The following is a 26,228-nucleotide window of genomic DNA, read 5'->3' as shown; positions in this document are numbered from 1 at the left end:
GGTGGTTCAGCCGTCGGTTCTGATCTGTCGGCCGGTGAGCTTGAGGAACAGGTCCTCCAGGTTGGCCGGGCGGTGCAGGGTGCGCAGGTGGCTGTGCGCGGCCAGCGCCTGCAGCAGCGGGCGCGCGTCGTGCGTATAGAAGAAGACGGTGTCGCCACTGACCTCGGTGCGCCCGGCCAGGGGGCGCAGTGCCGTGTCATGCGCCAGGCCCAGGGCGCCGTTGCCGTAGGCCTCGACCACTTCGGGCTCCAGGTGCTCGGCGATGAGTTCGCGCGGGCGGCCTTCGGCGATCTTGCGGCCGTGGTCCAGCACCAGCAGCCGGGAGCACAGGCGCTCGGCCTCGTCCATGAAATGCGTGGTCAGCAAGATGGCCTTGCCCTGCTGCAGCAGCCACTGCAGACGCTCCCAGATCAGGTGGCGTGCCTGCGGGTCCAGGCCCGTGGTGGGTTCGTCCAGCAGCAGCAGGCGCGGGTCGTTGACCAGGGCGCGCGCCAGGGACAGGCGCCGTTTCATGCCGCCGGACAACTCGCCCGGCCTGGCCGCGGCCTTGTGCGACAGCGCCGCGAAGTCCAGCAGCTGCGGTATGCGGTCACGCATCTGCGCCGTACCCAGTCCGAAGTAGCGCGCGTAGACGCCCAGGTTTTCCGCGCAGCTGAAGTCGGGGTCCAGCGTGTCGTTCTGCGAGACCACGCCCAGCCGCGCCTTGATGGCCAGTGCATCGGCAGGCATGTGCAGCGGCGGCGAGCCGTCTTCGGGGTGGTAGAGAACATGGCCCGCATCGGGTGCCGTCAGGCCCAGGCAGATGCGCAGCGTGGTGGTCTTGCCCGCGCCATTGGGGCCGATCACGCCCAGGCATTCGCCGGGAGCGATGGAAAAGGACAGGTCATCGACCACCGTGGTGTCGCCGTAGCGCTTGCGCAGGTTCAGGGCGTCGAAGAGCGCGGGCATGGAGCGTTTTCCTGGGGTCCGGGGCTAGCGCGCAGGCTTGGCGGCCAGTGCGGGCCTGGCCGGCGCATCCGGCGTCTCCGGCGTCTCCGATACAGCTGGCGCATCGGCGCAGGCCTGCTGCTGCGGCGGGCTCAGCCGCACCTGCGTCCAGCAGTCACGCCCGCGGCGCTTGGCAGCGTAGAGGGCGGCATCGGCGGCGGGCAGCAGCATTTCCAGGCGCAGGCCGTCCCAGACCTGGGGCGCGTGGGCGCAGCCGGCACTGAAGCGGACTTCGAAGCCCAGCGTCTGCGTCGAGGCCTGCAGCAGCGCGGACTGCAGCCGGGTGCACAGGGTGTCCACACCGTCGTCCGTGGTGTAGAGCAGCAGGCAGAACTCCTCGCCGCCCCAGCGCGCAGCGATTTCGTCACTGCGCAATTGCTGCTGCAGCAGGCGGGCGAAGAGGCACAGCGTACGGTCGCCCGTGGCATGGCCGTATTCGTCGTTGACATGCTTGAAGTGGTCCAGGTCCAGCATCACCAGGGCCAGGGCCTGCCGGTGGCGCTGGGCATGCGCCAGCATGGCGGGGGCGCGCTCCAGCAGGGCGCGGCGGTTGGGCAGGCCGGTGAGCATGTCCTGCAAGGCCATGTCGCGCAGCTGCTGGTTGGTCTCGTCGCGCCAGGCCACCAGCACGGCCACCATCAGCAGCGTGCTGCTCAACGTGACCAGCAGGGCGAATATCTGGTTGGCGCCGCTGTCGGCCGTGAAGCTGGGCAGGAAGGGCGTGGCCAGGGCCAGGTAGCTGCGCACCAGAAGTACCAGCCCCATGAAGACGGCCACGCCGCACATCAGATAGCGCCAGCTGCGTGCCACGGGGCGGCGTGGCGCCAGGCACAGGCCGGCCAGCGCCAGCAGGCTCAGTCCGTGGGCGGCGCTGAACCAGCCGGTGCGCAAGGACAAGTGGGGCAGCAGCAGGGTGAAGCCCAGCGGCCCCAGAAAGCACAGCGCGATCAGGCCGCGTTCCAGCCAGGGCGGCCGGGTCCCCAGCCATTCGCGCAAGGCGCGCGCCATCTGCCACTGTGCCGATGCCGCGCAGGCTGCTGCGCCCAGCGACAGCAGTTCGCGCGAGAGCAGGCCTTGCGGCAGGCGGCTGGCGATGAGGATGAAGATCCAGGCCCCGGCCTGGATCAGGAAGAAATGCTGGGCATGGCGCGCGGCACCGCTGACGCGCCGCCCCATGGCCAGCGGCAGGGCGGCCGACATGGCCATCATGTTGAGGGCCACGACCGAGGTCATGGAGAAAAAATCCAGGGTGGGCAGCGTGGATGGCATGTGCGTCCCTGGATGGCGGTGCGAAGCGGGGCCCTTGGAAGAAGGTGGCCGGTGGCGGGGCGCTACTGGAACGCCACCTCCGCGAAGCTGCGCAGCTTGCGGCTGTGCAGGCGCTGGGTGCCGCCCTCGCGCAGGATGTCGATGGCGCGCATGCCGATGCGCAGATGCTGGTCCACGCGCTCGCGGTAGAAGTGGTTGGCCATGCCGGGCAGCTTGATCTCGCCGTGCAGCGGCTTGTCGGACACGCACAGCAGCGTTCCATAGGGCACGCGGAAGCGGAAGCCGTTGGCCGCGATGGTGGCGCTTTCCATGTCCAGCGCCACGGCGCGGCTCTGGCTGAAGCGCAGCTGGGGCAGGTTGTTGGGCAGCAGCTCCCAGTTGCGGTTGTCGGTGCTGGCCACGGTGCCGGTGCGCATGATGCGCTTGAGGTCGGGCCCGTCCATCTGCGTGACGTCGGCCACGGCCTGCTGCAGGGCCAGCTGGATCTCGGCCAGCGCGGGAATGGGCACCCACAGCGGCAGCTCCTCGTCCAGCACATGGTCCTCGCGCACATAGGCGTGGGCCAGCACGTAGTCGCCCAGCTGCTGGCTGTTGCGCAGGCCCGCGCAGTGGCCCAGCATCATCCAGGCGTGCGGGCGCAGCACGGCAATGTGGTCGGTGATGGTCTTGGCATTGGCCGGCCCCACGCCGATGTTGACCATGGTGATGCCGCTGTGGTCGGCGCGCACCAGGTGGTAGGCCGGCATCTGCGGCAGGCGCGGCGGCGGCGTGCCCAGCTCGTCATTGGGCTGGGCCGGCAGGCCGGTGCGGCGCGTGACCACGTTGCCGGGCTCGATGAAGGCCACGTACTCGCTGTCCTCCCGGGCCATCTCGGCGTGGCCCAGGCGGATGAACTCGTCGATGTAGAACTGGTAGTTGGTGAACAGCACGAAGTTCTGGAACCACTCCGGCTGGGTGCCCGTGTAGTGGCGCAGCCGGTGCAGCGAATAGTCCACGCGCGGGGCCGTGAACAGCGACAGCGGCAGGGCCTCGCCCGGCTGGGGGCGCCAGGTGCCGTTGGCGATGCCGTCGTCCATGGCCTCGAGGTCGGGCAGGTCGAACACATCGCGCATCAGCTGCCGGCGCTCGCGCGACAGCGTGCCTTCGATGTGGTCGTTCTCGGCAAACGAGAAGTGGATGGGGATGGGCTTGTCGCTCAGGCCCACTTCCAGCGGCACGCCGTGGCTCTTGATCAGCAGGCGGAACTGCTCGGCGTAGTAGCGCGAGAACAGGTCGGGCCGCGTGAGCGTGGCCTCGTGCGTGCCCGGCCCCTCGACAAAGCCGTAGGCCAGCTGCGTGTCCGCGCGTGACACGGTGGCCGTATGCATGCGCACGAAGGGGTAGTAGGCGTGGACGGGGGCGGCCGGGGTTTCACCGGAGACGAAGCGCTGCATGTTCGTGCGCAGGTGCTCTATCTGCTCGCGGTAGATCTGCTGTACATGCTCCAGGGCCCGCTGGGGGTCGGTGTGCAAGGTGGCTGCGGCCCTTGAGGCCTGCGAGGGGTTGTGAAGCGAAACCATGGGCTATTGTCGTTGGACTGGATGACTGTTGTGCAACTGCCAGGCGCGCGCTCTGTCGGCCGGCATGGGCGGCGCCACAAGGTACCCCTGCATCATGCCGCAGCCCAGGTCGCGCAAAAGCTCCAATTGGGCAGGTGTTTCCACGCCTTCAGCGACGATGTCCAGATGCAGGCTGTGGCCCATCTGCACGATGGCGGTGACGATGGCCGTGTCGTCCTCGCTATCGGGCACGTCGGCGATGAAGGACCGGTCTATCTTGAGCTGGTTGATGGGGTGGCGGCGCAGATAGGCCAGCGAGGAATAGCCGGTGCCGAAGTCGTCGATGGCCAGGCCCACGCCCAGGGCCTGCAGCGCCTGCAAGGTGTCCTGCACCTGGCCGCTGGTGTGCATCAGCGTGGACTCTGTCAGCTCGATGTGCAGCCAGCGCGCTTCCAGGCCGGTTTCCTCCAGCACCAGGGCCACCTCGCGCGCCATGTTGCGCTGGCGAAATTCCAGCGCGGAGACATTCACGGACAGGGGTACGGGCCGCAGCCCCTCGTCCTGCCACTGGCGAGCCTGGCGGCAGGCCTCGCGCAGCACCCAGTGGTCTATGGCCGAGATCAGGCCGCGCGCCTCGGCAAAGCCGATGAACTCGCCGGGCAGCACCAGGCCGCGCTGCGGGTGGCGCCAGCGCACCAGGGCCTCGAAGCCCGCCAGCCGGCCATCGGCCGTGAAGGTCTGGGGCTGGTAGTGCAGCTCGAACTCGCCGCGCTCCAGCGCGCCGCGCAGTTGCTGCTCCTGCATCAGCATCTGGGTGGCCTGGCCGCCGTGGGCGGGTGCGTAGAACTGCAGGTTGCGCCGGCCGCTGTCCTTGGCCGTGTGCGTGGCGCTTTCGGCGCGGTTGAGCAGTTCCTCGGCGCTTTTTCCGTCGCCCGGGTACATGGCGATGCCCATGCATGGCGAGACCACCAGCGGCGTGCCGTCGATGGTGCAGGGTGCCTCGATGATGCGTTGCAGGTGCCTGGCCTGGGTCTCGGTCTCCTGCGGATCGGGATCATCGGTGAGCACGACCACGAATTCGTCGCCGCCCACGCGCGCCACCAGATCATGGGCGCGCACGCTGCCGCGCAGGCGCTGGGCGACCTCGCACAGCAGCAGGTCGCCGGCCTGGTGGCCCAGCGAGTCGTTGATGGTCTTGAAATGGTCCAGGTCGATGAGGAGCACGGCCAGCGTGCGCTGCTTGACCGAGGCCAGCGACAGCGCCTGGCGCAGCATCTGGATCAGGCGCACCCGGTTGGGCAACTGGGTCAGCTGGTCGTGCTGGGCCAGGAAGTCCATGCGCTCCTGGGCCAGCTGGCGCAGCGTGATGTCGCGCACCAGCACGATGCGGTAGGGCCCGCCCTCGGCCGGCATGGTCTTGGCCTCTATCTCCACGGGGATGCGGTGGCCGTCCTTGTGCTGGATGGCGCCGTCGAAACGGTCCTCGCGGCCGCTGCGCATGTACTGCAGCGCGTAGAGGCGGAATTCCGGGCAGATGTAGTCGAGGATGGGGCGGCCGATCAGCTCGTCCAGCGTGTAGCCGGCCAGGCGGGACAGGGCCTCGTTGCCGTCGATGATGAGGCCGTCGCGGTGCATGACGATGGCCTCGGTCGTGACCTCGGTGAACTTGCGCATGCGCTCTTCGCTGTCACGCACCTTCTGCGCCACATGGTGGTGGTGGCTCACGTCGGTGATCTGCACCACGGCGCCCTGCAGCCGGCCCTGCTCGAAGTGCGGCATCAGCAGCGACTCGATATGGCGCGGCGGTCCATCCGGCTGGGGCACTTCGCGCTCGTAGCGCACATGCTCGCCGTGCAGGCCGCGCTCCACCTGCGGCGCGATGAGCTGCCACACGGCCTCGCCCACGATCTCGCGCACGGTCTTGCCCACGGCCTCGGCGGGCGTCAAGCCGAAATTGCGTGCGTAGTTGATGTTGGCGAAGCGGCAGCGCAGCGTGCGCGCATCGAAATAGGCCAGCATGGCCGGAGCCGTGTCTGCTATCAGCCGCAACAGCGCATCATCGGGCCCCGTGTCTTGCGCATCGATGTTCTCTGGCATGCGTCCCCCTCGCTGGGGATTTATAGCGGAATCGCAGAGATTTTGATAGCGCTCTTGTGCGAGGGTGAGCGGCCGCTGACGCGTGGGGGCGCGTGCGGCTGTCGGGCATCAGGGGCCGCCGTGGCGGCCTGTCTTTTTTTTGCAGCGCCGCATCAAGGGCAGGCGCGGCCGGGCGCGGTGCGGCGCAGTGTGGTAGCCCTTGCGGGCGCCTTACTTGAGCAGTTCCTGCACCTGGCCCAGCGCGGCCTGGGCGCATTTGTCGTCCAGGTGGCCGCCAGGCGCGCCGCCGATGCCCACGGCGCCGATCACCTCGTTGCCCACCTTCACCGGCAGCCCGCCGCCCAGCAGCAGGTAGCCGGGAATGTTCACCAGGTTGGCGGCGCCGGGGTTCTTCTGCGCGCCTTCCATGATGGCCAGCGTGCTGTTCTTGGCCGATGCGGCCGTATAGGCCTTCAGACGGCTGGCCTCCAGCGTGTGGGGGCCGGCATTGTCGGCGCGCTGCACGGCGCGCACGGTGCCGGCACGGTCCACCACGGTGGCGGTGACGGCATAGCCGTCGGCGGCGCAGGCGGCCACGCTGCGTGCGGCGATCTGGTTGGCCAGCTCCAGCGACATGTTCTTTTCCGTGCGCACGGCCTCGGCCTGGGCGGCGGTGGCGATCAGGCCCAGGGTCAGGGCAGCGAGGGTGGCGAGCTTGGTGGCGTGGCGTTGCATGGTCTTCTCCTTGGGGGTCGGTACGGCCCGGGCCACAAGCCCGGACGGCATGCATGCACTGTAGAAAATGCCGCCGCCGCGCACCATTCGGACGGCTACGCGCGGCGCTGCGTAGAAATACGGAGAAGCCAGGCGCGCTGCTGGGCGAGGAGGTGGCGCTTCAGGCGCCTGCCGCCGTGTCCGCCAGGCTGGCGTAGCGGCGTATGAGCTGGGCCAGGCTGGGCGCCTCCAGCTTGGCGAAGAGGTTGGCGCGGTGCGTTTCCACCGTGCGCGGCGACAGCTCCAGGCTGCGGCCTATCTCCTTGTTGGTCAGGCCCTGCACGATCAGCGCCAGCACCTCGCGCTCGCGTGCCGAGAGCTGGGCGAAGCGCTGCTGCGCATCGCGGTCGGCCTGCTGGCGTTCGCGCGACTGCACATGCTGGCGCACGGCGCCTTGCAGCGCGTCGATCAGCACCTCGTCGTCCACGGGCTTTTCCAGGAACTCGGCCGCGCCGGCCTTGAAGGCGCGCCGGCACATGTCCACCGTGCCATGGCCGGTGAGCATGATCACGGGCTGGTCCACGCCCTGCTCCACCAGCCGGCCCAGCAGGGCCAGCCCGCCGATGCCGGGCATGCGCACGTCCATCACGATGGCGCCTATGCCCTGACGGTCCAGCCCTTCGAGAAAGGCCAGCGGATCGGCCCAGCACTGCACGCGCAGGCCCACGGTGCCGATCAGCAGGGCCAGGCTGTCGCGCACGGCCTCGTCGTCATCGACCAGATGGATCAGCGGGGACAGGTCTTGGGCAGGCGCGGCAGTCATGGGTTCGGTGGTGGTGGTGTGGATGCGGTGGGGGCGGCGCGTGCCGTGGATGCATTGGCGCATGCACTGGCGCACGCCGCAGGCAGCAGCAGCTCGAAGCGGGCTCCGCTGCCCGGTCCCGAGGCGGCCAGCTCCAGGCTGCCGCCCATGGATTCGGCCAGGCTCTGGCTCAACGTCAGGCCCAGGCCCAGCCCCTGGGCGCGGCCCGTGGCAAACGGGGTGAACAGGCGCTGGCGCATCTCGGGCGCCACGCCGGGTCCGCTGTCCTGCACCGCCACCAGCAGGCGGGTGTCGCGTCGTTCCAGTTCCACCCGCAGATGGCGTGTTGCGGGCGGCTGCTCGTCCATGGCCTGCAATGCATTGACCAGCAGGTTGTGCAGTATTTGCTGCACGGCCACGGGGTCGGCCTGGGCGGCGGGCAGATCGGCGGCCTGCACTTTCATCTGCACCTTGACCTGGACCTGGCGGCGCCGCAGCTCGGGCTCCAGCAGATAAAGCGCTTCGGCAACGGCCTGGTTCAGATCCAGCGGCTCGGCCTGGGGCGCAAGCCCCGGTTGCTCCACCAGGCGGCGCAGCCGGCCTACCACGGCGGACGCACGCTTGGCCTGCTCGGCCGCCTGCGTCATGGCCTGGCGGGCGGCGTCCATCTCGGGCGGGTCCTCGGCCAGCAGTCGGCGCGCGGCCTGGCTGTTGGACAGCACGGCCGTCAGCGGCTGGTTCAGCTCATGCGCCATGCCTGCGGCCAGTTCGCCCAGCGTATTGAGCCGCGCCACCTGGCCCAGCTGCAGCAACTGCTCGGCGCGGCGGCGGGCCACGCGCTGGCGCAGCAGGGCGCGCAGCGCGGCCACGGCCAGCGCACAGCCCAGGGCCCAGCCCAGCATGGCCGTCCAGGGCAGCACCGAGGCGTCCAGCGGCTGGCGCAGGTACAGCACCAGCGGCTGGCTGGGTGAGGCCAGGGTCTTGCTCACCTCCCAGGACCATGTGTTCCAGCCTGGCGAGCCGGTGTTGCCTGGCTGGATCAGGAATTCCTGCCCACCCAGGGCCAGCCAGGCGCGCACCGGACTGGTGGCCGGTGGCATGGGCCATTCGTCGGCGGGAATGGTGGCTCGCAGGTCCAGCAGCAATGCATAGCTGGCCGGCAGCCCGGCCTGCACCAGGTACAGGCGGCCCCGGGCCAGATCGGCCAGGGCCAGTTCGGCATGGCCGCTGGCCTGGGAGCGGCGCTCGGCCTCGGCCATGCCGTGCGGCCAGGGCGCGGGCCAGGACTCGCCTGCGGCGGCCGAGCGGCGCGCCACATCCAGCACCTGCGGATACAGGCGCGGCAACTGCTTCCACGAGGCCTGGTCGGGCGCGGGCTGGCGCGGCTGCAGCAGCGCCAGCGTGCCCAGGATGGCATCGTGCTGCACCATGCGCTGGCTCAGCAGCCGGTGGGCAATGCGGGCATCGGTATCGAAGACCTCGCGCAGCGACTGCAGGCGAGCGTGCGCCAGCCAGGCCGCGCCGCAGCCTGCGGCCACGGCCCAGGCCAGCACCCACCCCGCTGATCGCTGCCATCCATTCATGGCGCGGATTCTGGCATGCGGCCCGCGCAGGCAGTGGTCTAATCCGCAGCACCCCCACCTATCGCAGCGCAGCATGGCCGAGTCCACTCCATCCACCGCCAACGCACCCGACTGGATGGCGCCGCACAGCCTGCTGCGCATCTCGGTCGTTGTGGCGCTGCTGACCATCGTGCTCAAGACCCTGGCCTGGTGGCTCACGGGCTCGGTGGGCCTGCTGTCGGACGCGCTCGAATCCTTCGTCAACCTTGCCGGTGCCGTGTTCGCCCTGACCATGGTCACCATCGCCAAGCGGCCGGCCGACACCGATCATCCCTATGGGCACCACAAGGCCGAGTACTTCTCTGCGGGCTTCGAGGGCATCCTGGTCATCGGAGCCAGCCTGGCCATTGGCTGGGCGGCGCTGGCGCGGCTGTGGAACCCGCAGCCGCTGGAGCAGCTGGGCTGGGGCCTGGCGCTGTCCGTGGCCAGCTCTGCCCTCAACGGCCTGCTGGCCGTGGCCATGCTGCGCTCGGCGCGCCAGCACCGCTCCATGGCGCTGGAGGGCGATGCCCGCCATCTGCTCACCGATGTCTGGACCTCGGCCGGCGTGGTCATCGGCCTGATGGGCGCAGCGCTCACAGGCTGGCTGTGGCTGGACGCGGCCGTGGCCATGGGGGTTGCGATCAACATCTGCGTGCAGGGCGCGCAACTGGTCTGGCAGTCTTCCCAGGGCCTGATGGACCAGGCCCTGGACGCGCCCGAGCGCCTGCGCATCGACGCCGTTCTGGACCGCCATGCGCACCGCGCGCATGGCGTGGTCTTTGACAACATCTCCAGCCGGCGCGCCGGCGAGCGCAGCTTTGCCGACCTGCACATGCATGTGCCCGGCGACTGGAGCGTGGCCCGCGCCGCGCGGCTGCGCACCGAGATCGAGGCCGAACTGCTGAAGGCCGTGCCCGGCCTGTATGCGCGCATAGAGCTGCTGCCCCTGGGCATGCAGACCGCCATGGAAGCCGCCATTGAGGCGGCAGGCCAGGCGGACACTTCTTCCCCATCCACCGACAAGAACCCGAACCCCGAACCATGATCAGCATCCTGCAGCGCGTGAAACAGGCCCGCGTGGAAATCGATGGCCAGGTCGCCGGCAGCATAGGCCCCGGCCTGCTGGCCCTGGTCTGCGCAGAGCGCGGCGACACCGAGGCCGAGGCCGACAAGCTGCTGGCCAAGATGCTCAAGCTGCGCATATTTGCCGACGACGCGGGCAAGATGAACCGCAGTGTGCAGGACCTGGACGGGCAGGGCGGCTGCGGCGGCCTGCTCATCGTCAGCCAGTTCACGCTGGCGGCCGACACCGGCGGCGGCAACCGCCCCAGCTTCACGCGCGCCGCGCCACCGGCCGAGGGAGAGCGCCTGTACGACTACATCGTGCAGCGGGCGCGCGCCCTGCACCCGGAAGTCGCCACGGGCCGCTTCGGCGCCGACATGCAGGTGCACCTGCTCAACGACGGGCCCGTGACCATCCCGCTGTCGATAGCTCCGGCCACCGCGGCATAGCGCGCCGCAGACCTGCTGTTCTGGGGCGGATTCTGGCGCGATCTGCGAGCGCGGCCTGGTCGGAACATGCCTGCAAAGCCCGTATTCTTGCGGCCTCAGCATTCATCGACAGACCGACGACCATGAAGAACCATCCGTTCAAAGCCTCCACCCTGGCCCTTGCCATGAGCATGGCCCTGGCGTGGAGCGGCGCGGCCGGCGCCGACACCCTCAAGAAGCCCGCGCTGGACGCGCTGGCCCAGGCGCAGCCGGCACCTACCGACTTCGCCAGCTTCCTGAAGCAGGCCGCGGCCGCGCAGCCTGCCATCGCCCAGGCCGTGCAGCGCCATGCCGCAGGCGCCGCGCTCACGGGGGATGAACTCAACCACATCGCCCGCCTGCTGGGCCTGTACACGCGGCTGACGCAGGAGCGGGCCGTGTTGGCCAGCATCGAGCGCATGGTCGCCCTGCCCACGGTGCGCGACCCCAAGGTGCCGCCGCACGAAAGCCCGGCCATCCTGGCTTTCGGCGAACTGGTGCAGCAGATGGCCAAGGACTTCGGCCTGCAGTACCGCAACGTGGACAACCGCATCTTCGAGGTCACCCTGCCTGCGAACGCAGCGAACGCGGGCACCGATGAATTCGGCATCCTCACCCATGCCGACGTCGTACCTGCCGTGGCCGCCGAATGGGTGCTGGACGGCAAGCAAATCAACCCATTCGAGGTTACCTTTGTGCCCGGCAACAGCGGGATCACCCTGATGAGCCATCCCCCTGTGCTTGTCCCACCCATGCCTGATCGGATCTACGGGCGCGGCACCATCGACGACAAGGGCTCCATCGCCACCGTGCTGTTCGCCATGAAGGCCGTCAAGGACAGCGGCCTGCCCCTGTCGCGCGGCATACGCCTCATGATCGAGACCACCGAGGAAACCGGCGGCGATGCCATGAAGTACTACCAGGGCAAGACCACGCTGCCCGCCTACAACATCGTGCTGGACAGCAAGTACCCCGCCGTCGTCGCGGAAAAAGGCTCGGGCGCGCTCAAGGCCGTGTTCGACGACGTGAAGACCGACCCCGCCCGCCCGGCCATCACCGCCATGGCCGGCGCCGCCTCGGCCAACGCCATTGCCCAGACCGCCACCGCCACCATCACGGCCAGCGACGAAGCCGCCATTGCCGCCATCGCCGCGCGCCTGCAGGCGGCCAAGGGTGACTTCACCACCAGTTATGCCGGGCAGGGCGGGCCGTTCACCATCGACATACAGCACAGCGGCGCGACGGCCACCGTCAAGGTCACGGGCACCTCGGCCCACGGCTCCCGCCCCGAGGAAGGCGTCAACCCCGTGCCGCGCCTGACGCTGTTCCTGCAGCAGGTGCTCATGCCCACCGATGGCGTGGCCCTGGTCCAGCCCAATGCCTACAGCAACGCCCTGCGCTACATCAACGGCGCCTTCGGCCTCGACTACCTCGGCAAGCAGCTGGGCGTTGCCTATGCAGACGACTTCATGGGCCCGCTGACCCTGTCGCCCAACCTCATCAAGGCGGCCGACGGCAAGCTCGAAGTCACCACCAACGTGCGCATGCCGCGCGGCAAGACGCCCGAGCAGCTGCGCACCGAAGTCGAGCAGCGCATCACCCGCTGGAGCGAGGCCGCCAAGGTTCCCCTCACCCTGCAGTACACCCAGGGCAACTGGATGGCGCGCGATCCCAAGGGCGCCTGGCTGTCCACCCTGCTCAACATCTTCGGCGACACCACGGGCCTGGACGCCAAGCCCGTGCCCACGGCCGGCAGCACCACGGCCAAGCTCATGCCCAACGCCATCAACTTCGGCCCCGCCATGCCCGGCAAGAAGTACACGGCGCACAACGCGCTCGAATACAAGGAACTGCCCGACCTGCGCGCCGACATGCAGATGTTCACGGAAATGCTGGTGCGCATCGGGAATCTGAAGCAGATGCAGTGATCATTCACTGGGATGTAAAGAAAGGCGCCTTGTGGAAGCAAGGCGCCTTTTTATTCCTGGGGCAGGCCATTGAAGGGGATTGGCAATTTGATACAACTGCCTGCGGGAGGCAGCAATGCAGGATATCAAGGGCCAGGATCTCAAGACCATTCTCCATTCCAAACGCGCCAACATCTATTACCTTGAGCACTGCCGTGTCCTGGTCAATGGCGGGCGGGTGGAATATGTGACCGATGCCGGCAAGCGCAGCCTGTATTGGAATATTCCCATTGCCAACACCACCAGCATCCTGCTGGGCACCGGCACCTCCATCACGCAGGCGGCCATGCGGGAGCTGGCCAAGGCTGGGGTGCTGGTGGGCTTTTGCGGCGGCGGCGGCACGCCTTTGTTCAGCGCCAATGAAGTCGATGTGGAAGTCGCCTGGCTCACTCCGCAAAGCGAGTACCGCCCCACTGAATACCTGCAGGCCTGGGTCCAATTCTGGTTTGACGATGAACTGCGCCTGCATGCCGCCAAACAATTGCAGGCTTTGCGATTGCAGCGGCTGCAGCAGGAATGGAGTGCACGTGCCTTGCATGAATCCGGCTTTGCCGTGGACATGGAGCGCCTGAAGGCGCTGGTGCAGCAATTTGCGGCGCTGATGGCCAATGCGCCCGATGTCATGACACTGCTGACCGATGAGGCACGGCTGACCAAGGCCTTGTTCAAGCTCGCCGTGGACGCCGTGGGATATGGCGAATTCACACGCGCCAAGCGCGGCACCGGCACCGATGCAGCCAACCGCTATCTGGACCATGGCAACTACCTGGCCTACGGACTGGGCGCCACGGCCACATGGGTGCTGGGCCTGCCCCACGGCCTGGCCGTGCTGCATGGCAAGACGCGGCGCGGCGGCCTGGTGTTCGATGCGGCCGATCTGGTCAAGGATGCCGCCATCCTGCCCCAGGCCTTCCTGTCGGCCATGCGCGGCGACGACGAGCCGCAATTTCGCCGCCAATGCATAGAGGCCCTTACGCGCAGCGAATCGCTGGACTTCATCATCGACACGCTCAAGCGCATTGCCGTTGACACGGCGCGCATGGCCGGCGCGCCCACCACGCCCACAACGCCCGGCGCTGCGCAAGAGGGCGGCACATGAACGTGCTCTTCGTCTCCCAGTGCAGCAAGCGCGCCCTCACCGAAACGCGCCGCATCCTCGACCAGTTTGCCGAGCGGCGCGGCGACCGCACCTGGCAGACACCCATCACGGCGGCCGGGCTCGATACCGTGCGCAAGCTGCTGCGCCAGAGCGCGCGCAAGAACACCGCCGTGGCCTGCCACTGGATACGCGGACGTGACCACAGTGAACTGCTGTGGATCGTAGGCGACGGGCGCCAGTTCAACGCCGAAGGCGCCGTGCCCACCAACACCTCGGCCAGCAACGTGCTGCGCGCCGAAGATGAAAGCCACTGGCACCACCTGCCACTGATCACGGCGCTGGCCGCTTTGGCGGCCCTGGTGCATGACCTGGGCAAGGCCACCCAGGCATTCCAGGACCGGCTGAAGAATCCTGGCCTGCGCGAGCGCAACCACTACCGCCATGAATGGGTGTCGGTGCGGCTGTTCCAGGCTTTCGTGGGCGGCGACGGCGACGCGGCATGGCTGCAAAGGCTGGCAGCCTGTGTGGATGAGGCCGCCGATGCCCGGGCCTTTGAGGCGCAATGGCTGGATCACCGCAGCGGCCGCCTTCTGCGCGATGGCCTGGACGAGCCGCAGGCCAGCCAGCATCTGCCGTTCAAGGCGCTGCCGCCGCTGGCCACCGCCGTGGCCTGGCTGGTTCTGACACACCATCGGCTGCCCTGCATGCCGGTCGCTGCAGGCCGGCAGGAGTCCGACGACGAGCTGGAGCCCGACCGCCGCCAATGGTGCCGCTTCGGCGCGCGCCCGCGCTTCGTCAACAGCAATGAGATCGAGCAGCTGCTGCAGCGCATCAGCGCCGACTGGAACGAGCCGCGCGAGAAAGCCGACCCGGCGAAAGTGCGGACCCATTGGGATTTCCCGCAGGGCCTTCCGGTGGCCACGGCCGCCTGGCGCAAGCAGGCGGCGCGCTATGCGCTCAAGCTGCAGGAGCTGGCGGGCCGGTCGCTTGACGCAGCAAGCCTGGGCGATCCGTTCACGCTGCACCTCTCGCGCCTGTGCCTGATGCTGGCCGACCACCACTACTCCAGCATCGAGGACGAAGCGCGCCGCCGGCCTTTCCGCAATGCGACCTACCCGCTGCATGCCAACACCTTGCGAAAAAGTGCTGCGCCAGGCATCTCGGCTGCGTTCAACCAGACACTGGACGAACACCTGCTCGGCGTGCAGGCCCATGCCACGCTGGTGGCGCGCTCGCTGCCCACGCTGGCGCGCAGCCTGCCGGCCCTGCGTAGCCATCGCGGCCTCAAGAAGCGCAGCAGCAACGCGCGCTTCCAGTGGCAGGACAAGGCCGCCGACCTGGCTGCCAGCGTGCGCCACCGGGCCGCCAGCCAGGGCGGCTTCATCGTCAACATGGCTTCCACGGGCTGCGGCAAGACGCTGGGCAATGCCCGCATCATGAACGCGCTGGCTGACCCGGGCGTGGGCATGCGCTGTGCCTTCGCCATCGGCCTACGCACGCTCACGCTGCAGACGGGGCGGGTGTTCCAGAGCGACCTGGGACTGGGCGACGACCAGCTCGCCATCAAGGTCGGCGGCGCGGCCAGCCGCGCGCTGTTCGAGTACTGGGAAGCGCAGGCCGAGGCCACGGGTTCGGCCTCGCGCCAGGCGCTGCTCGACGAAGGCGGGCAAGTCCTGTTTGACGGCAATGACCAGCACCCACTGCTGCAGCGCCTGACCGACGATGCGCAGGTGCGCTCGCTGATCGCCGCGCCCGTGCTGGCCTGCACCGTGGACCACCTCACGCCCGCCACCGAAAGCCTGCGCGGCGGCCGCCAGATCGCGCCCATGCTGCGCCTCATGACGGGCGACCTGGTACTGGACGAGCCCGATGATTTCGACATGGCCGACCTGCCCGCGCTCACGCGGCTCGTGCACTGGGCAGGCCTGCTGGGCTCACGCGTGCTGCTGTCCTCGGCCACCTTGCCGCCAGCGCTGGTGGAGGGGCTGTACCTGGCATACCGCGCCGGGCGCGAGATCTTCCAGCGCCATCGCGGCGAGCGGCCCGGCGAGCCCGTTGCCATCTGCTGCCTGTGGGTGGACGAGTACCACCAGCAGGCACTGGACTGCGCCGATGGCGCAGGGTTTCGCACAGGCCATGAAGGCTTTGTGCAAAAGCGCGTGGCCCAGCTCGCCCGGGCCGAGGTGCGGCGCCTGGCTGCCATCGCTCCCCTGCCTGCCGGCTGGCAGGGGCTTGACCCGGCCGCGCGGCGTCGGGATTTTGCGCGCATCGCGCTGGAGCATGCATGGCAGCTGCACCAGCAGCCGGGCAACCATGGCATTGACCCCGCCAGTGGCAAGCGTGTGAGCTTCGGCCTCATCCGCATGGCCAATATCGAGCCGCTGTTCGACGTGGCCGTGGCCATGTATGGCCAGGGCGCTCCTGCACCGGGCGTGCGTGTGCACCTGTGCGTCTACCACTCGCAGTTTCCGCTGCTGGTGCGTTCCAGCATTGAGCGGCACCTGGACACCGTGCTGGACCGCCGCTCCCCCGACGGCGCAGACCCCATCTTCCAGAGGCCGGCCATCCGCGCATTGCTTGATGCCAACGATGAGGTCGAACACCTCTTCATCGTGCTCGGCTCCCCCGTCACCGAAGTGGGCCGCGACCACGACTATGACTGGGCCGTGGTCGAGCCCTCGTCCATGCGCTCGCTGATCCAGCTGGCCGGACGCGTGCGGCGCCACCGGCCGGGTGCGGTGCAGGAGGCCAACATGCGGGTGCTGGACAGCAACCTGCGCGCTTTCGAGCATCCAGGCCGGGCGGCATTCTGCAAGCCGGGTTTCGAGATGGAGCCGGTGGATGACAAGGCGGATACGGCGCGGTACTTCCACCTGCGCTCGCATGACCTGCAATCGCTGCTGGCCAAGCACACCAAGGGCGAGCCCCTCTGGCCCGTGGATGCCCGCGCCCGCATCGAAGTGGCCAGGGAGCAGTTCCACCCGGCCAGGAACCTCGTGGACCTGGAACACGCCCGCATGCACGACACCATGCTGCCGCGCCCCGCAGACAGCCCGGATGCCACGCCGGTGCTGCGCGCCGCCAGCCTGCACTGGGCCAGCCCAGCCCGCTTCTGGCTCACGGGCCTGCTGCCGCAGTTCCAGCGCTTTCGCTACGACCCGCTGCCGCGCGTGGATGTGGTGTTTCTGCCGGACGAGGAGGAAGAGGGCCTGCAACTGCACCGCGTGGTCGATGGCCAGCGGCGGGGTGACAAGCTGTATGTGCTGGTGCAGGACAGCCTGCTGCACCGGGAGCCATTGGACCCACGGAAGGGGTCTGTCACTGCATGGGGGCAGGCCGACCTGATGCATGAACTGCTTGCCCTGGCGCAGGGCAAGGGGCTGGCGCTGGATGCCTGTGCAAGCAAGTACGCCACGGCCAGCCTGCCCGACAAGGCACAGGGCTGGCGCTGGCATGGCGCGCTGGGCTTTGTGGGCCGGGCCTGAGGATCAGGCGGTATGCAGCTGCATCGGATGAACTTGCCTCACGGACGCCTGCAACTCCGCGTTCAGCTCTGCCGTGCGCAGGTCGTAGGCGGTCTGAAGGTTCAGCCAGGACTGCGCGTCGCCCCCAAAGAAGCGGCTCAGCCGCAGCGCCGTGTCGGCCGTGATGCCGCGCCGCTCCAGCACGATGTCGTTCACGCGCGAGGCGGGAACGTGCAGGTGCCTGGCCAGCGCGTTGGCGCTCATGTCCATGGGCTTCAGGTAGTCCTCGCGCAGGACTTCACCTGGGTGTATGGGGCGCATCTCTGCTTTGATCATCCAAACTCCAACTCCATGAAGGCGAGTCGATTTCGGCTATCTGTGTTGCACGGATTGGCAGTGCCGCTTGATCTTTGGGTTGGCAAGGTTGCCACTTGGCAGCCTGTTGAAGCACTTCAGTGGCAAAGGCGCTGCTTGTTCAGCAGAAATGTGGCGGTCATCTTGAAGAGGTGACTTTTCTGAGCTTCCTGTTCGAAAGCGGTTGCGAAGATACCACGTAGCGGCTACGATCCAGCTGCCAAGTTGGTTATTTAAACCTGCGGTTTATCGTGAAGAGTTGACTGGTTGGAATTATGGAATGCCACCACCTGCTGCGCTAACAACAGGTGGTGACTGTGTCAACAACGTGCTCTCAAGGCGCTAACCAAGAAAGAGAGGTCACAGTGGCTAGCAATCACGCGCTCAGAAGAGCGTTATGACGACTTTCCAGTCGCAACATCAAGTTCCTCGGTCAGTTCGTTGACCGAGGAATTATCTTTCATTTCTCACGAAAGGTGATCCCTATGTCCAACGCCCCGGCAACAGGGCGCAAGGCAGGTTTTCGTGCGGCAATCGACCAGTTCCTGCAAGAACGATTGCAATCCAAGCTCGAAAAGCTCAAGCCTGACGATCCTCAGCGTGACGAACTCGTCGCATCATTCCTGCGTGATACCTGGGTGGCCAGTGCTGCCAAGCGCGTCGATCAAATCCAGGCCGTCACCCACTCCCTCAAGCCCATACATCCCGATGCGCGCGGCACCAATCTCTATGTGGAGCCGGCCGGCCTGCCCGTGCTGCAGGAACTGGGAAGCCATGCGCTGGGGCAGTCCTTCTCTGGCGATGTGGTGGGCAATGCGGCGGCGCTCGACGTCTACAAGTTCCTCAAGGTCGAGGTGGACGGCACCAGCCTGCTGGCCGCGCTGCTGGCGCAAGACCCGGGCGCGCTCCAGGCCTTGCATGAGGACCCGCAGCAGGCCATGGGCTTGCGCGATGCCTTCGTCGGCCTGACCCAGCCGCGCGCGGGCATACCCAGTTCGCACACGCGGGCCAAGCAGTTGTACTGGCTGACGGGCAGCGATGCCTGTGCCGATGAAGGCTATGAATTGCTGGCGCCGTTGTTTGCTACCTCGCTGGCGCATGCCGTGCATGCGCAGGTGCAGGAAGACCGCTTTGGGGAAAGCAACAAGGCGGCCCGGCAGGCGCGGCGCGAGCGCAAGGCGCATGACGGCGTCTTCCATGACTACCCGGGGCTGGCCGTCCAGAAGATGGGAGGGACAAAGCCACAGAATATTTCCCAGCTCAACAGCGAGCGTGGCGGGGTCAACTACCTGCTGGCTTCGCTGCCACCGGTCTGGCGCAGTAGCGATGTACGGCTGCCGGTGCATGCCAGCTCCGTGTTCGACAAGCTGTTCATTAGCCGTCCCGAGGTGCGCAGCACGGTGCGCAAGCTGCGTGCCTTCCTTGCGACCGACCCGGAGCCCAACCTGCAAACGCGCGAGCGCCGCGAAGCCTTCGTCGATGCGCTGATCGATGAAATGGTCTCGCTCGCCGGCGAAGTGCAGCAGGCCCTGCCAGCTGGCTGGAGCTGCGACTCGGAACGCTTCGGCAAGCTGGTGCGCGAAGAGCAACTGTGGCTGGACCCATTGCGGGCCGAACTGCGCGATGAAGCAGATTTCGCCCGCGAATGGCTTTGGATGGACTGGCCTGCCGAGGTAGGCAAACGCTTTGCCAACTGGCTCAACAGCCAGCTGTTCGGCCAGTTGCCTGTGGGCGACGCCGAGGCGCGTGTGTGGCGGAAAGAGCTGCTGACCGATGAGGATGGTTTTGTGCAGCAGTTGCGTGAACTGCGCAAAAGGCTGGACGCCCCGGCCTATATCCCTATCCGCAAAACGCATGATGAACTGGTGATGCACAGGGGGGGCGTGGTATGAGGCAATCCCCACAACCGCAGGCCATCCTGACCTTCCCCCATCTGCGCGTACAGAACGCCAACGCCATCTCCAGCCCGCTCACCCATGGCTTCCCCTCCATCACCGCCTTCACCGGCCTGATGTGGGCGCTGGAGCGCAAGCTGGCGCAGGCCGGCATCCCCTTGCGCCTGCACGCAGTGGGCGTGGTCTGCCACCACCATCAGGAGCAGGTCAGAGGTTCAGGGAAGTTGTACGACCCTCACACTTTTCATTTGCGCAAGCCTTACGTTGCTACCGCAGACCAAGCTAGAAAGTTGGAGGAAGGTACCCCTCCTTCTATCGTCGAGGAAGGCCGCATCCACCTCGACATCTCCCTGGTCTTCGCCGTTTCGGAAAAACGCGCCGCAGGCGCTGCGGCCACGTTGGTGCAGAGTGCCGGGCCGCAGATGCAGCAATGGGCCGATGAAGCCGGGCAAATCCTGTCGCAAATGCGCGTGGCCGGCGGCAGCCTGCTGCCATCACGCGCCGCGCCCGGCAGGCGCGTGCGCCCCAGGCTGTCCGTGCTGGCAGAAGACGCCACGGAGCGCAGCCGCCAGTTCCGCGAATGGCGGCGCCAGTGGCTGCCGGGCTTCGCCCTGGTGGGGCGTGACGATCTGCTGGCCGACCGCCTGCACAGGCTGCGCGACAAAGCGGCGCACACCACGCTGCTCGACGCCTGGCTGCATGCATCGCGCTTCAACCATGAGCCCGTGGCAGCGGCCGAAGGCCAGCCCCCGCCTGCCGATGGCAAGCAGCCATGGGCAGACCCCTGGCGCGGCCCGGGCAGCGGGTGGATCGTGCCTGTGCCCGTGGGCTACGCGGCACTCTCGCCATCACATGTCGCGGGCGAAGTGCTCAACGCCCGCGATGCCGCCACGCCGCTGCGCTTCGTGGAGTCGGTCTATTCGCTGGGCGAATGGATCAGCCCGCACCGCCTCACCCATCTGGAGCAACTGCTGTGGCATGCGCACACCGATGAAAAGCGGGGCCTTTACCGCTGCCGCAGCGGCTACGTGCCAGACCCCGCAGCCGTGGCCGACCCTGATGACGCCGCAGCCCAGGAGCAGGAAGACGACGACAGCTATGCATACACCTGACCAGCGTCCTTGCACCGCCGCCTTTCACACCGTATTGCCAAAGGATTGAACACCATGTCCAGCACCCTCAAGACCGCATCCGTCCTCGCCTTCGAACGCAAGCTCGACCCCTCCGACGCTGTCTTCCACGCAGGCAACTGGGATGACCGGGCGGCCTCCGCCTCCTGGCCCTCCGTCAAGCTGCGCGAGAAATCCGTGCGCGGCACCATCTCCAACCGCCTCAAGACCAAGGACCAGGACCCGGCCAAGCTCGACGCCGCCATCGAGAACCCCAACCTGCAGACCGTGGACGTGGCAGCCCTGCCCGCCGATGCCGACACGCTCAAGGTGCAGTTCACGCTGCGCGTGCTGTCTGGCGCGGGCACGCCGTCTGCCTGCAACAGCGCCGAATACCAGGCCAGGCTCGCGCAGACCGTCCAGACCTATGCCTCGGCCCAGGGCTTTGCCGAACTGGCCAACCGCTATGCGGCCAACCTGGCGAACGGGCGCTTTCTGTGGCGCAATCGCGTGGGCGCGGAAAGCGTGCAGGTGCAGGTGGTGCAGCTCAAGGATGGCAAGGCCGGGCAGGCATGGTCGTTCGATGCGCTGGCCCACAACCTGCGCACGCTGGAGCGGCCTGACGAGAAAGTGGCTGCGCTGGGCAGCGTGATCGCGCAGGGGCTTGAGGGCAAGGCCCATGTGCTGCTGCAGATCACCGCCTTTGTGCGCCTGGGCGCGGGCCAGGAAGTCTTCCCCTCGCAGGAACTGATCCTCGACAAGGGCAGCACCAAAAAGAGCAAGACGCTCTACCAGATCGGTGAAAAAGGCCAGGAGGTCGCCGCCATCCACTCCCAGAAAATCGGCAACGCCCTGCGCACCATCGACACCTGGTACGACGGCGCGCAGGACCTGGGACCCATCGCGGTCGAGCCCTACGGCTCCGTCACCACCCAGGGCAAGGCCTGGCGCCAGCCCAAGCAAAAGCAGGACTTCTACACCCTGCTGGACGACTGGCTGCTCAAGGACAAGGTGCCGCCCGTCGAGCAGCAGCACTTCGTGATGGCCGTGCTGATCCGCGGTGGTGTCTTCGGCGATGCGAGCTGATGGCCATGACCTCGCACTACATCGACATCACGCTGCTGCCAGACCCGGAATTCAGCCACGCCCACCTGCTGGGCGCGCTGGTCGCCAAGCTGCACCGCGCGCTCGTGCAACTGGGCAGCGCGGACATAGGCATCAGCTTTCCCGGCTACAGCCTGCGTCCACGCACTCTGGGCACCATCCTGCGCCTGCATGGCAGTGAAGCCGCGCTGCGCGGCCTGATGGAACAGCCCTGGCTGCAGGGCATGCGCGATCACGTGCACTGCACGCCGCCAGCTTTGGTGCCAGAGGGCGCCGTGCCCTACCTGGTGCAGCGCCGGCAGTTCAAGACCAGCCCCGACCGCCTGCGCCGCCGCCGCATGCGGCGCAAGGGAGAAACCGCTGAACAGGCCGCGGCCGCCATCCCCGACAGCGTGGAGCGCACCCCGGACCTGCCCTACGTTCAACTGCGCAGCGCCAGCACCGGCCAGCCGTTTTGCCTGTTCGTGGAGCAGAAAGCGGTGCAGGGAACGGCGGGCCAGGAAGGCTTCAACACCTACGGGCTGAGCCTGGGAACTGCTGTTCCCTGGTTCTGACCCTTTTTCTGGAGGCCTGAAGACAGCCTTGTAAATCAACAGCTTGGCAGATACCCCGGAATTTGGGGTGTTTGCCTGCTGGAGGTGAAAGCTCTTTCAAAATCAATGGATTGGAGAATTTTTTGCCTAGTTCGCTGCCGCGTAGGCAGCTCAGAAAACCAGGAAGATCAGCACTGGACTGGGCAACGCGTTCGCTGCCGCGTAGGCAGCTCAGAAATCGAAGACCAGGGAGGCCATGTTGGCCATGGTGTTCGCTGCCGCGTAGGCAGCTCAGAAATACGAGATGTACGCAACCCGCTGGCCTGAAGCGTTCGCTGCCGCGTAGGCAGCTCAGAAAATCCCCGATGCCGCGTACTGCGCCCTGCAGTATGTTCGCTGCCGCGTAGGCAGCTCAGAAATTGCGCGCGCCTGCTTCGCCATCGATGAAGCCGTTCGCTGCCGCGTAGGCAGCTCAGAAAAGCGAGGCCGTGTTGATAGTCACCCCATCGGAGTTCGCTGCCGCGTAGGCAGCTCAGAAATGCTCCGTCAGCTCGTTGACCAGCGCATCGGAGTTCGCTGCCGCGTAGGCAGCTCAGAAATCAACGCCTGGCGCACCAAGCAGTAAAGGAGGGTTCGCTGCCGCGTAGGCAGCTCAGAAAACGACGACGCGCAGTTCGGCGAGCGCGCGATCGTTCGCTGCCGCGTAGGCAGCTCAGAAAATGTCGATGGCGGCCTGCAGAGCCTCGGGGAAGTTCGCTGCCGCGTAGGCAGCTCAGAAAAACTGGCGGACGAGACGCGCCGCCGCACCAACGTTCGCTGCCGCGTAGGCAGCTCAGAAATTTTCAGCGCCAGCCGCGTGGTGCACCTGGACGTTCGCTGCCGCGTAGGCAGCTCAGAAAATTGGGAGCGCCTGTGATGGCGGCGATGCGCAGTTCGCTGCCGCGTAGGCAGCTCAGAAAGTCATGGCTGGCGCGAGGGGTCGGCTCCCCAAGTTCGCTGCCGCGTAGGCAGCTCAGAAATCCAGGTGGACCTTCAGGCTGATGCAGAAGCGGTTCGCTGCCGCGTAGGCAGCTCAGAAATGATCCAGAAGGATCGCCGGGATATCGAGGCGGTTCGCTGCCGCGTAGGCAGCTCAGAAAGGCTGCAGCCAGGCAGAAGCTCAGGAGCCCCAGTTCGCTGCCGCGTAGGCAGCTCAGAAATGCCGGCCCTGGTTTGGCGATCAGTCGCCGCGGTTCGCTGCCGCGTAGGCAGCTCAGAAAACTCGGTGCCCGGAATCAGGTACGCAGCTATGGTTCGCTGCCGCGTAGGCAGCTCAGAAAAACCGTGACGCGCAGTACCTGATCGACCATGTGTTCGCTGCCGCGTAGGCAGCTCAGAAAATCAGCCGGAACTCGGCCAGGGCAGGGTGGCGGTTCGCTGCCGCGTAGGCAGCTCAGAAATTCACGCCGCGCTCTTTGGCCAGGGCGTGCAGGTTCGCTGCCGCGTAGGCAGCTCAGAAAGAACCAGCGGAATACATCGCCGTGGTCTGTGAGTTCGCTGCCGCGTAGGCAGCTCAGAAATTGCGGCCCGCAGGCCAGAAACGAAAAAGGCCGTTCGCTGCCGCGTAGGCAGCTCAGAAAAGCTCGGGCGGGTCATCGCGCCAGGCCTCCAGGTTCGCTGCCGCGTAGGCAGCTCAGAAATGCTGGGTGAGGCCAAGACGCTTGCGAATGGGGTTCGCTGCCGCGTAGGCAGCTCAGAAATGCTCGAAAGCCAGACGCGATGCCTGGGCTTGGTTCGCTGCCGCGTAGGCAGCTCAGAAAGTTCACCAGCGAGTCGTCGCTGGCTTCCAGGGAGTTCGCTGCCGCGTAGGCAGCTCAGAAATGCAGTCGTATCAGCTCGCTGGCGGCGGCCTCGTTCGCTGCCGCGTAGGCAGCTCAGAAAACGGTGGCAGTGGGAGTGCTGGAGAGCTACCTGTTCGCTGCCGCGTAGGCAGCTCAGAAAAGGACAAACAGGCATCGCAGCGCCGCCTGATGGTTCGCTGCCGCGTAGGCAGCTCAGAAAAACCTGCGGCCCCAAGCCCAGCAATACGCAAAGTTCGCTGCCGCGTAGGCAGCTCAGAAAGCCAGTGAAAGCCCATGCGCATACGCACGCGAGTTCGCTGCCGCGTAGGCAGCTCAGAAATGGACTTCAGCTGAAGTTAGGAAGTCAGGTAAGTTCGCTGCCGCGTAGGCAGCTCAGAAAGACTGAAAAGGCCCGTCCGGTCTTTGCTGGCCGTTCGCTGCCGCGTAGGCAGCTCAGAAATGCTGCCCGATGGCGCCTGCCTCGCCATGCACGTTCGCTGCCGCGTAGGCAGCTCAGAAAAAACAACAACGTTCCCGAGCCTCCTATGTCGTGTTCGCTGCCGCGTAGGCAGCTCAGAAAAAATCCATGTCCAAGAAACACGCCCGCCTATCGTTCGCTGCCGCGTAGGCAGCTCAGAAATGGTACGTCTGGACGGGCGTGTACTGGCGCACGTTCGCTGCCGCGTAGGCAGCTCAGAAATGCTGGACCAGATCGTGGCCTTGCTGCGCGCCGTTCGCTGCCGCGTAGGCAGCTCAGAAAATCAACGCTGACGCGCACCCGCTGATGAGCCGGTTCGCTGCCGCGTAGGCAGCTCAGAAATGCAGGATCGCCAGACCTGCCGGCAAATCCGGGTTCGCTGCCGCGTAGGCAGCTCAGAAAGTCCCCGCGTGCTGCGGACGGCCACATGGGCAGTTCGCTGCCGCGTAGGCAGCTCAGAAACAGCGCGGCAATGGCCTGGGACTCGCTGACTTGTTCGCTGCCGCGTAGGCAGCTCAGAAATGGTGGAACTGGCGCCCTGACGAAGCGAGTGAGTTCGCTGCCGCGTAGGCAGCTCAGAAAAACCAGCTCTCCGAAATGGACTTCGATGCCCAGTTCGCTGCCGCGTAGGCAGCTCAGAAAAAGCGGGCCGAGTGGATCAACAAAGGAGTGGGGTTCGCTGCCGCGTAGGCAGCTCAGAAATGCGCGCGCCGCCGATCTGGGAGCCGCAGTTCGTTCGCTGCCGCGTAGGCAGCTCAGAAACTGGAGGCTTGCATTGCGGAGGCCGTGGCTGCGTTCGCTGCCGCGTAGGCAGCTCAGAAAATCCACGGCACCATCATGAATCCCCACTCCAGGTTCGCTGCCGCGTAGGCAGCTCAGAAATGGAAAAGAGCCGCTACCTCACCATTGGCGCCGTTCGCTGCCGCGTAGGCAGCTCAGAAATTCATGGTGTCTGCATCGCGGATCTCGCCAATGTTCGCTGCCGCGTAGGCAGCTCAGAAAAATCAGTTTCAGGTGCGATAGCAGGGGCCGGGGTTCGCTGCCGCGTAGGCAGCTCAGAAAATGCAACACGCCACCACCGCCATGCGTACCTATGTTCGCTGCCGCGTAGGCAGCTCAGAAAAAGGCCACCGGGAGCACGCCATGAACGCCCGCGTTCGCTGCCGCGTAGGCAGCTCAGAAATGACCCTGCTGATGGCGCCCCACTCCCTGAACGTTCGCTGCCGCGTAGGCAGCTCAGAAACGCCACCCTGTACAGAGTGCGCGGAGCATACCGTTCGCTGCCGCGTAGGCAGCTCAGAAAAGACCCGGCACACCTACGCGACGATGCTGCTGGTTCGCTGCCGCGTAGGCAGCTCAGAAACAGGGGAACATTGGCTACTACGAGCACGGGCAGTTCGCTGCCGCGTAGGCAGATCAGAAATTCATGGCCCGGATGGCGTCAGCAGCGGCATCGTTCGCTGCCGCGTAGGCAGCTCAGAAAATCAAGGCCGTCATCGCCCTGGCCCATAGAGCGTTCGCTGCCGCATAGGCAGCTCAGAAAAGTGCGGCTGGGAGCACTGGAGCGCATTTGAGGTTCGCTGCCGCATAGGCAGCTCAGAAATGGTGTTACCGCACCCGGCCGGGTCGCCCGTCGTTCGCTGCCGCATAGGCAGCTCAGAAATGCGAACGTTCCCCTCTGGAAGGAAGCCCCATGTTCGCTGCCGCATAGGCAGCTCAGAAAAGTCCGGCCTGCTTGAGGTAGTCGATGATCGAGTTCGCTGCCGCATAGGCAGCTCAGAAAATGCAGTGGCCAGGGCGACAGTGCGCCCGGCCGTTCGCTGCCGCATAGGCAGCTCAGAAAAATGCCCGATCCCAACAACAGCGACGCTGAAAGTTCGCTGCC

Annotated in this window: 17 protein-coding genes and 1 CRISPR repeat array (1 of these 18 only partly in view); of the genes, 9 read left to right on the top strand and 8 right to left on the bottom strand. The window is 66.7% G+C overall.

The features are described 5' to 3' along the window. Positions 1-6: 6 nt before the first annotated feature. From ACF8LI_RS01265 to ACF8LI_RS01235, 7 genes are all read right to left on the bottom strand, one after another. The gene (locus tag ACF8LI_RS01265; RefSeq protein WP_016446548.1) at positions 7-948 is read right to left on the bottom strand and encodes an ATP-binding cassette domain-containing protein; all 942 of its coding nucleotides are present in this window, start codon (positions 946-948) and stop codon (positions 7-9) included. 24 nt (positions 949-972) lie between these two features. Next, entirely contained in the window at positions 973-2,256 is a 1,284-nt protein-coding gene (locus ACF8LI_RS01260; RefSeq protein WP_392411762.1) for a GGDEF domain-containing protein, read from the bottom strand. Positions 2,257-2,318: 62 nt separating this feature from the next. Then, on the bottom strand, positions 2,319-3,815 hold the full coding sequence (locus tag ACF8LI_RS01255) for an AMP nucleosidase (RefSeq protein WP_016446546.1): 1,497 nt from the start codon (positions 3,813-3,815) through the stop codon (positions 2,319-2,321). Positions 3,816-3,818: 3 nt separating this feature from the next. Continuing rightward, entirely contained in the window at positions 3,819-5,891 is a 2,073-nt protein-coding gene (locus ACF8LI_RS01250; protein ID WP_392411759.1) for a putative bifunctional diguanylate cyclase/phosphodiesterase, read from the bottom strand. Positions 5,892-6,101: 210 nt separating this feature from the next. Further along, positions 6,102-6,605, bottom strand: a complete 504-nt coding sequence (locus ACF8LI_RS01245; protein ID WP_392411756.1) for a heme-binding protein — start codon at positions 6,603-6,605, stop codon at positions 6,102-6,104. A gap of 160 nt (positions 6,606-6,765) precedes the next feature. After that, positions 6,766-7,407: a response regulator transcription factor gene (locus ACF8LI_RS01240; RefSeq protein WP_013804314.1), complete on the bottom strand. Its 642-nt coding sequence runs from the start codon at positions 7,405-7,407 to the stop codon at positions 6,766-6,768. Next, a complete protein-coding gene (locus ACF8LI_RS01235) occupies positions 7,404-8,969 on the bottom strand; it encodes a sensor histidine kinase (RefSeq protein WP_392411754.1) in 1,566 nt (521 codons plus the stop codon). Before ACF8LI_RS01235 ends, ACF8LI_RS01240 begins: the two co-directional genes overlap by 4 nt. Before the next feature lie 73 nt (positions 8,970-9,042). Between ACF8LI_RS01235 and ACF8LI_RS01230 the strand changes: the two genes are divergently transcribed. From ACF8LI_RS01230 to cas3f, 5 genes are all read left to right on the top strand, one after another. Next, entirely contained in the window at positions 9,043-10,035 is a 993-nt protein-coding gene (locus ACF8LI_RS01230; RefSeq protein WP_392411752.1) for a cation diffusion facilitator family transporter, read from the top strand. Further along, complete coding sequence (gene dtd / locus ACF8LI_RS01225) at positions 10,032-10,502, top strand: D-aminoacyl-tRNA deacylase (protein ID WP_392411750.1); 471 nt, start codon at positions 10,032-10,034, stop codon at positions 10,500-10,502. The genes ACF8LI_RS01230 and dtd overlap by 4 nt, the downstream gene beginning before the upstream one ends. 122 nt (positions 10,503-10,624) lie before the next feature. Further along, positions 10,625-12,448, top strand: a complete 1,824-nt coding sequence (locus ACF8LI_RS01220) for a dipeptidase (RefSeq protein WP_392411748.1) — start codon at positions 10,625-10,627, stop codon at positions 12,446-12,448. A gap of 115 nt (positions 12,449-12,563) precedes the next feature. Then, the gene (gene cas1f / locus ACF8LI_RS01215; protein WP_392411745.1) at positions 12,564-13,586 is read left to right on the top strand and encodes a type I-F CRISPR-associated endonuclease Cas1f; all 1,023 of its coding nucleotides are present in this window, start codon (positions 12,564-12,566) and stop codon (positions 13,584-13,586) included. After that, on the top strand, positions 13,583-17,071 hold the full coding sequence (gene cas3f / locus ACF8LI_RS01210) for a type I-F CRISPR-associated helicase Cas3f (RefSeq protein ID WP_392411743.1): 3,489 nt from the start codon (positions 13,583-13,585) through the stop codon (positions 17,069-17,071). The genes cas1f and cas3f overlap by 4 nt, the downstream gene beginning before the upstream one ends. 3 nt (positions 17,072-17,074) lie before the next feature. Here the strand turns inward: cas3f and ACF8LI_RS01205 are convergent, their stop codons facing one another. Beyond that, positions 17,075-17,386: a HigA family addiction module antitoxin gene (locus ACF8LI_RS01205; protein WP_016451884.1), complete on the bottom strand. Its 312-nt coding sequence runs from the start codon at positions 17,384-17,386 to the stop codon at positions 17,075-17,077. Between the two features lie 503 nt (positions 17,387-17,889). On the opposite strand from ACF8LI_RS01205, the gene csy1 reads away from it, so the two are divergent. From csy1 to cas6f, 4 genes are read left to right on the top strand one after another with little or no spacing between them, the layout of a single operon-like run. Then, complete coding sequence (csy1, locus tag ACF8LI_RS01200; RefSeq protein WP_392411741.1) at positions 17,890-19,296, top strand: type I-F CRISPR-associated protein Csy1; 1,407 nt, start codon at positions 17,890-17,892, stop codon at positions 19,294-19,296. Then, on the top strand, positions 19,293-20,411 hold the full coding sequence (gene csy2 / locus ACF8LI_RS01195) for a type I-F CRISPR-associated protein Csy2 (protein WP_392411739.1): 1,119 nt from the start codon (positions 19,293-19,295) through the stop codon (positions 20,409-20,411). The genes csy1 and csy2 overlap by 4 nt, the downstream gene beginning before the upstream one ends. A gap of 54 nt (positions 20,412-20,465) precedes the next feature. Next, on the top strand, positions 20,466-21,494 hold the full coding sequence (csy3, locus tag ACF8LI_RS01190; protein ID WP_071954293.1) for a type I-F CRISPR-associated protein Csy3: 1,029 nt from the start codon (positions 20,466-20,468) through the stop codon (positions 21,492-21,494). A 5-nt stretch (positions 21,495-21,499) separates the two neighbouring features. Continuing rightward, positions 21,500-22,066: a type I-F CRISPR-associated endoribonuclease Cas6/Csy4 gene (gene cas6f, locus ACF8LI_RS01185; protein WP_034366869.1), complete on the top strand. Its 567-nt coding sequence runs from the start codon at positions 21,500-21,502 to the stop codon at positions 22,064-22,066. A 129-nt stretch (positions 22,067-22,195) separates the two neighbouring features. Then, positions 22,196-26,228: direct repeats of the CRISPR family, unit length 28 nt; unit sequence GTTCGCTGCCGCGTAGGCAGCTCAGAAA; it runs 378 nt beyond the window's last position.

This window comes from Delftia sp. WSY_12 (assembly GCF_043104645.1).
GTDB classification, from domain to species: Bacteria; Pseudomonadota; Gammaproteobacteria; order Burkholderiales; family Burkholderiaceae_C; genus Comamonas; species Comamonas tsuruhatensis.
This window is presented reverse-complemented; position numbering and strand designations above follow the sequence as displayed.

What these genes read in the sequence shown, in the direction of transcription:
- ACF8LI_RS01265 (WP_016446548.1), bottom strand. Translation starts at nt 948, where the DNA reads ATGCCCGCGCTCTTCGACGCCCTGAACCTGCGCAAGCGCTACGGCGAC.
- ACF8LI_RS01260 (WP_392411762.1), bottom strand. Translation starts at nt 2,256, where the DNA reads ATGCCATCCACGCTGCCCACCCTGGATTTTTTCTCCATGACCTCGGTC.
- ACF8LI_RS01255 (WP_016446546.1), bottom strand. Translation starts at nt 3,815, where the DNA reads ATGGTTTCGCTTCACAACCCCTCGCAGGCCTCAAGGGCCGCAGCCACC.
- ACF8LI_RS01250 (WP_392411759.1), bottom strand. Translation starts at nt 5,891, where the DNA reads ATGCCAGAGAACATCGATGCGCAAGACACGGGGCCCGATGATGCGCTG.
- ACF8LI_RS01245 (WP_392411756.1), bottom strand. Translation starts at nt 6,605, where the DNA reads ATGCAACGCCACGCCACCAAGCTCGCCACCCTCGCTGCCCTGACCCTG.
- ACF8LI_RS01240 (WP_013804314.1), bottom strand. Translation starts at nt 7,407, where the DNA reads ATGACTGCCGCGCCTGCCCAAGACCTGTCCCCGCTGATCCATCTGGTC.
- ACF8LI_RS01235 (WP_392411754.1), bottom strand. Translation starts at nt 8,969, where the DNA reads ATGAATGGATGGCAGCGATCAGCGGGGTGGGTGCTGGCCTGGGCCGTG.
- ACF8LI_RS01230 (WP_392411752.1), top strand. Translation starts at nt 9,043, where the DNA reads ATGGCCGAGTCCACTCCATCCACCGCCAACGCACCCGACTGGATGGCG.
- dtd (WP_392411750.1), top strand. Translation starts at nt 10,032, where the DNA reads ATGATCAGCATCCTGCAGCGCGTGAAACAGGCCCGCGTGGAAATCGAT.
- ACF8LI_RS01220 (WP_392411748.1), top strand. Translation starts at nt 10,625, where the DNA reads ATGAAGAACCATCCGTTCAAAGCCTCCACCCTGGCCCTTGCCATGAGC.
- cas1f (WP_392411745.1), top strand. Translation starts at nt 12,564, where the DNA reads ATGCAGGATATCAAGGGCCAGGATCTCAAGACCATTCTCCATTCCAAA.
- cas3f (WP_392411743.1), top strand. Translation starts at nt 13,583, where the DNA reads ATGAACGTGCTCTTCGTCTCCCAGTGCAGCAAGCGCGCCCTCACCGAA.
- ACF8LI_RS01205 (WP_016451884.1), bottom strand. Translation starts at nt 17,386, where the DNA reads ATGATCAAAGCAGAGATGCGCCCCATACACCCAGGTGAAGTCCTGCGC.
- csy1 (WP_392411741.1), top strand. Translation starts at nt 17,890, where the DNA reads ATGTCCAACGCCCCGGCAACAGGGCGCAAGGCAGGTTTTCGTGCGGCA.
- csy2 (WP_392411739.1), top strand. Translation starts at nt 19,293, where the DNA reads ATGAGGCAATCCCCACAACCGCAGGCCATCCTGACCTTCCCCCATCTG.
- csy3 (WP_071954293.1), top strand. Translation starts at nt 20,466, where the DNA reads ATGTCCAGCACCCTCAAGACCGCATCCGTCCTCGCCTTCGAACGCAAG.
- cas6f (WP_034366869.1), top strand. Translation starts at nt 21,500, where the DNA reads ATGACCTCGCACTACATCGACATCACGCTGCTGCCAGACCCGGAATTC.